The organism is Novosphingobium sp. B-7, from assembly GCF_000410615.1.
GTDB lineage: Bacteria > Pseudomonadota > Alphaproteobacteria > Sphingomonadales > Sphingomonadaceae > Novosphingobium > Novosphingobium capsulatum.
In genome coordinates this window covers 1-4,343 of record NZ_APCQ01000654.1, presented here as the reverse complement: position 1 = coordinate 4,343, position 4,343 = coordinate 1, and the positions used below count along the sequence as shown (strand labels likewise).

At 67.2% G+C, this 4,343-nt stretch carries 3 protein-coding genes; all 3 read right to left on the bottom strand.

Annotated elements, in window-relative coordinates; translation table 11 throughout:
- On the bottom strand, positions 1–1,320 hold a 1,320-nt coding region (locus H926_RS0106980), incomplete at its 3' end, for an aspartyl protease family protein (protein WP_148291659.1).
- Between the two features lie 143 nt (positions 1,321–1,463).
- Positions 1,464–2,000: a hypothetical protein gene (locus H926_RS0106975; protein WP_022675663.1), complete on the bottom strand. Its 537-nt coding sequence runs from the start codon at positions 1,998–2,000 to the stop codon at positions 1,464–1,466.
- A 147-nt stretch (positions 2,001–2,147) separates the two neighbouring features.
- The coding region (locus H926_RS33080; protein ID WP_022675662.1) for a TonB-dependent receptor domain-containing protein at positions 2,148–4,343 on the bottom strand (2,196 nt) is incomplete at its 5' end.

Genomic DNA, 4,343 nt, shown 5'->3' with positions numbered 1-4,343 from the left:
ATGCGCGGCCGCCGCATCGGTATCGGCGCGTGCGCCGGCGCGGTCCCCGGTGGCCAGCCGCAACTGCGCGCGCCGGGTCAGGAGGCGGTGATCCTCGGGCCGCATGGCCAGCCCGGCATCAAGATCCTGTCGCGCCAGATCGAGCTTGCCGCTGCGCAGATAGGCATTGGCGCGATGCTCCAGCAGATCGGCCCGCGTCGGCGCCAGGCGCAGCGCCTCGGAAAAATCGGCAACCGCGCCGGCAGTATCGCCGCGATCCATCCGGCCAGAAGCGCGCCCGGCAAATTCGTCGGCCGTCTTGGGATCGGCCGTGGTTTCGGCCTTGCCCATGTTTTCGGCACGGGTTTCCAGCCGCCCGATTTCGCCATCGGTCGTTGCGGAAAAGATCGGCCCGCCATTGTACGTCACGAACATGAGCCTTTGCGCGCGCGACACGATAATGTGGTGCGACAGCAGAAAGTCGACGCCCAGGATCATGTCGCTCGACCGGTCATCGTCGGCATCGTCGATCACCCGGATCGGGCTGTTGCGGATTTCCTCGCCCCCGATCGAGATGGTTTTGGTGCGCACGATCCAGCTTTCCCGCCGCTTCATGCCGATGCCGCCCATGCGCATCGAATTGACCACATCGGGCGCCGACATATCTATGCCAGCGCGCTCGGCCGCCCGGCGGCCCAGCAGAGTGGTGGGCGCCCCGGTATCGAGCAGGGCGTGCATCGACTGCCCGTTGATCATCACTTCGACGATGATGTGATAATCATGCTCGTCGGTCGGGCGAAACACGCGCGCCTCGCCCACCGACATGCCCTTGCCCCAATAGGCTAGGCTGATCCCGTCGCAGCCGCGCTCCTGGAACAGGTTGACCACGCCCTTGGCAAGATCGAACTCGGTGGTCTGCACGCCCAGCAGGTTGGCGCCGAGAAAGCCGTTGCCGGCATCGCTACCGCCCACCAGGAACTGCACGTTGTGCAGCGTGACGCCCACGATTCCGAAATCACGCACTTGCGCCAGTTCGGGCGTCACCGTGCCGCCGATCCCGGTCATGTAAAACCCCATCGGCAGCGGCTCGGTCCGCAGGCCCAATTCCACCGCGCGGGCCTTGGGCATGAAGTTGAAGAACGCCCCGCTATCGAGCCAGACGCGGGTTTCCTTGCCGTTGACGGTTACCGGCACGCTGGCGCGGGTGTTTTCCATCACCACCGGCAGCTTGGCGATCAGGCCCACCTTGCACTTGTTCGCGCCCTCGGCATGGGCAGCGGGCGCGGCCAGGCCAGACACGGCAACCCACAGCCCTAAGCTGGTCAACAACACCCGATTCATGGTGGCATGCCCCTTGTCCAAGCGACACGCCGTTTGATCACGAATCCCGGCAAGCGGCCAGAGGCAAATAGCGCCGAATCAACTGTTTTTCCGGTTGGATCGAAGCGCGCCCGGCCCGCCCTGGGGCAGGCCGGGCCACCGCATTACGCCCCCGGGGCAGCCGCCTTGGTCGCGGCATCCAGTTCGGCTGCGGTCATCGAGATGAACAGGCCATCCGCACCCAGGCCAAACGCCGTCTTGGGCAAAGCGACCGAACCGGCGCTGCGCGCCACGATCACCTGGTCGCCCTTTACTTCCTTGACTGTGCCGATCGCGCCGCCGGCCTTGCCTTTCACCGGTGCTCCGGCAACCATCGCCGCTTCCACCGCTGCGCTGGCCTTCTGGTTGGCAGCGGCCACCTGCTCGTCGATCTGGGCCTTGGTCATGGCGATGATCGGGCCCTTGGGTCCGGTGCCGATGGCGCTCTTGGGCAAAGTGGCCTTGTTGGTCCCGGTATCGACCACCACGGCATCACCGGTCATGCTCACGATCTTGCCCACTTCGCCGCCCTGCGGATCGAAGATGGTGCCACCCACGGCCACGGTTGCCGCAGCGTTCGCCGCCGGTGCGGTCTGGGCCTGGGCCAGCGCCGGAACACTGGTCATCGCCGCTGCTGCCACCAGGAAATGGAAAACCTTCACGTGTCGAACTCCCATCTTGCCATAGACTTAGCGCTCGACCGGAAAAACCCGGCCTGGTTTCGCAACCGGCCATCACCCGATGTGGTTCCCAAGATTGTGTCGACAATCTTTTTCCTGAAAAGAAAACGGACGCAAATTCGCGTCGTTTCAGAAGCCCGCCGACCAGGTCAAGAGCAGTTGCCGCCCGCCCAGGATCGTCTGCGGCACGGCGTCGCTATAGCGGCCGATCGTGGCGCGATAGGCGGTATCATCCAGCGCGTTGCGCAGCGCCAGGCGCAGCGTCTGCCGGCCCCAGTGGCGCGCCATGGCCAGGTCCACCTGCCGCGATGGACGCACCCAGGTATCGAGCGCGCTGCCCGATAGCGGCGCGGTGCCGGCAAAGGTCGGCACGTCGATCCCGTATTCCTGGATATAGGCGCCGGTCAGCCGGCAGGCGGCATCGGCAGACCAGCGGCCGTCATCATAATGCAGCCGCAGCAAGAGGTTGCTGGCGGGGGCATATTGCGTGCGCTCCACCCGGTCGAGCGCGGGATTATTGAGGTGCACCGCGCTGTGCAGCAGCGTGAGATCAGCCGCCACGGCCAGATGGCGCAACACGCCAGCCACCAGGTCCAGCGGCACGGCCATGCTCGCCTCCAGCCCCAGAATCGTCGCGGTGCCGCCGTTTTCCGGGCGGATCAGGCGGATCGCGCGGTATTCCATCACGCTGGCCGGATTGTTAAGATCGTTGCCGGTATCATTGAGATAGCGCGCCAGGTGCTTGGCAAAACCGCCCAGCGCCAGGTGCAGCCCGCCCGGCCCCTGCCAGGCCACGCTCAGATCGGCATTGGTGCCGCGCACGGATTTGAGATCGGGGTTGGACAGCTGGATTTCGGTCACCCCCTGGCTGTCGCGCGTGGCGCTGCCTCCGCCAGTAAGCTGATAGGGCGATGGCCGCGTCAGGCTGGTCCACAGCGCCGCATCGAACGTCCATTGCCGATCGGGCCGCCAGTGCAGTGTGACGCTGGGCAAGAGCGCGGCATAGTGGGCCGACAGGTGGTTCCAGCCATAGGCCACGCCATCGGCCGGCACGCCATCGTTGCCCGCCAGCCAATAGCGCCCGCTCACGCCAGACCATTCGCCGCGCAGGCCCAGCGACAGGTCAAGCGCGCCCTTCCCCGCATCGCCCTCCCCCGCATCGTCATCCCCGCCCAGGTGCCGCGTCACCATGGCATAAGCGGCCAGGCGGTCTTCGTGCAGGGCATAGGCATTGGCGTTGCTGTCGTCGATGGTGCGCGGCTGCACGCTGGCCCGGCCGATCGCACGCAGCAGCGCGGCATCGGCGATGGTCGGGATGGCATAGTCATAGACCCCGCGCAGCACCGGCCCGATCTGCCCATCGACCAGCCCGCTGTTGCCCAGCGTGGTGCCGGCGGGCAGCGTATCGGCATAGAGGAAATGCGCGGTCTCCCGGCTGCGCCATGATCGCAGCGCCAGGCCGCCAATCTCGGCCTGCCAGCCCGGCGCGGGGCTGGCCTGCACGCGCCAGTCCCCGCCCAGACGGTGGTCCTGGCTCGTCTCGCTTTCGCGCTCCCCCTGGTTGTGCACAGGAAAGGCGAGTGGATTGGCGACCAGCGCGGCATCGGCCGGGGCGAGCTTGAGCACAGGAAAGCCGCGCACATCCGCCACGTTGACCCCGCCGGAAAGCCGCGTGGTATCCGCGTCCCAGAACGAAATCTCGATATGGTCGGGCCGGTCGGTACGGCCCAGCGCGGCAAACACGCGGGCCTGCGCCTTGGTCGCGCCAGCGTCCCACGCCAGCGCGGCCTGGGCCATGCCCAGCCGGTCACGCTCGGGATTGGTTTCGAACCAATAGTGCGCATCGGCGCGCACGCTCTGGGTGCGTAGCAGGCCACCGGCGGTGGCGGTCTGGGCAAAGAACCCGGCGGCACGGCCGCCCTGCACGCTGACCTGATAGACATCCTGGGCAATCGCGCGGCTGGCCCACATCGCACTCGCCGTCAGCGTCAGCCGGTCGCTCGCCCGCCACCCCAGCGACAGGAACGCGGTCTCTTCGTGCGCGGTGCCGCGCGTGACCTGTGCGTTGACCGAGGCGAGCAGCAGATTGGCCGCCGGGTCCAGCCCCGGCGCGCTGTTGCCCTGCGCGTCGGTCAGGGCATAGGCCAGGTTGCCCGATTGATATGTCTGCTCCACGCTGGCGAAATGGCGCCGGCTCAGCGCCGCGCTGGCTACCAGCGCCAGCCGCCCATCGGGCGATTGCCAGCCGAACCCGGCATTGGCGCCCCAGGTGCCGGCATTCTGGCCAAAGCGCCAGGCCTGGTCATCGGCCCCCGCGGTCAGGCC